Origin of the sequence: Arthrobacter psychrolactophilus (assembly GCF_003219795.1) — a bacterium.
GTDB lineage: Bacteria > Actinomycetota > Actinomycetes > Actinomycetales > Micrococcaceae > Specibacter > Specibacter psychrolactophilus.
Genome location: NZ_QJVC01000041.1, coordinates 1 through 1,462, shown reverse-complemented (window position 1 = coordinate 1,462; position 1,462 = coordinate 1). Strand labels below are relative to the sequence as shown.

2 tRNA genes and 1 rRNA gene are annotated in these 1,462 nt (G+C 49.7%); all 3 read right to left on the bottom strand.

Annotated elements, in window-relative coordinates:
* A 23S ribosomal RNA gene (locus CVS30_RS17635) occupies nt 1-1,056 on the bottom strand; the annotation flags it as partial.
* A gap of 235 nt (nt 1,057-1,291) precedes the next feature.
* Nucleotides 1,292-1,367: transfer RNA gene (locus CVS30_RS17630), tRNA-Ala, on the bottom strand.
* 6 nt (nt 1,368-1,373) lie between these two features.
* Nucleotides 1,374-1,450 (bottom strand) — tRNA-Ile (locus CVS30_RS17625).
* Nucleotides 1,451-1,462: the final 12 nt, after the last annotated feature.

Here is a 1,462-nt window from a genome sequence, read left to right as displayed (position 1 = left end):
AAGCCAACCTCCTAGCTGTCTAAGCCTTCCCACATCGTTTCCCACTTAACCATGACTTTGGGACCTTAGCTGACGGTCTGGGTTGTTTCCCTTTTCACGACGGACGTTAGCACCCGCCGTGTGTCTCCCATGCTCGGCACTTGTAGGTATTCGGAGTTTGCATCGGTTTGGTAAGTCGGGATGACCCCCTAGCCGAAACAGTGCTCTACCCCCTACAGTGATACATGAGGCGCTACCTAAATAGCTTTCGAGGAGAACCAGCTATCTCCGAGCTTGATTAGCCTTTCACTCCGATCCACAGGTCATCCGCTAACTTTTCAACGGTAGTCGGTTCGGTCCTCCAGTCAGTGTTACCTAACCTTCAACCTGCCCATGGATAGATCGCCCGGTTTCGGGTCTATACCCAGCGACTAAACGCCCTATTAAGACTCGCTTTCGCTACGCCTCCCCTATTCGGTTAAGCTCGCCACTGAATATAAGTCGCTGACCCATTATACAAAAGGTACGCAGTCACCTAACAAATAGGCTCCCACTGCTTGTACGCATACGGTTTCAGGATCTATTTCACTCCCCTCTCCGGGGTTCTTTTCGCCTTTCCCTCACGGTACTAGTTCACTATCGGTCAGTCAGTAGTATTTAGCCTTGGAGGATGGTCCCCCCATATTCAGACAAAGTTTCTCGTGCTCCGTCCTACTCGATTTCATTGATAAGAGATTTTCGTGTACGGGGCTATCACCCACTATGGCCGCACTTTCCAGAGCGTTCCACTAATCTCAAACCAACTTAAGGGCTGGTCCCCGTTCGCTCGCCACTACTAAGGGAATCTCGGTTGATTTCTTTTCCTCAGGGTACTTAGATGTTTCAGTTCCCCTGGTTCGCCTCTTGCACCTATGTATTCAGTACAAGATAACCAGCTTATGCTGGCTGGGTTCCCCCATTCAGAGATCTCTGGATCACAGTCTGTTTGCCGACTCCCCAAAGCTTTTCGCAGGCTACCACGTCTTTCATCGCCTCTGACTGCCAAGGCATCCACCGTATGCGCTTCTTCACTTGACCATATAACCCCAAGCAATCTGGTTATACTGTGAAGACGACATTCGCCGAAAATTCGCACGTCGCTCTTTCGAGCAGAACTCACAAATTTTACCTTAGCCTGATCCACCAGCAGTGAAACTGGTGTTCAGTCTATTTCTATCACATATCCGAATTTTTAAAGAACGATCTGACAAAAGTCAGAAATCAACATTCATCTACGAATGTTCATTTCTAAGTTCTGATCAAGTAAAGCGAGTGGTGGAGCCAAGCGGGATCGAACCGCTGACCTCCTGCGTGCAAGGCAGGCGCTCTCCCAGCTGAGCTATGGCCCCGCATATTGGTAGGTCTGGGCAGATTTGAACTGCCGACCTCACCCTTATCAGGGGTGCGCTCTAACCAACTGAGCTACAGACCTATATAGGGTCTT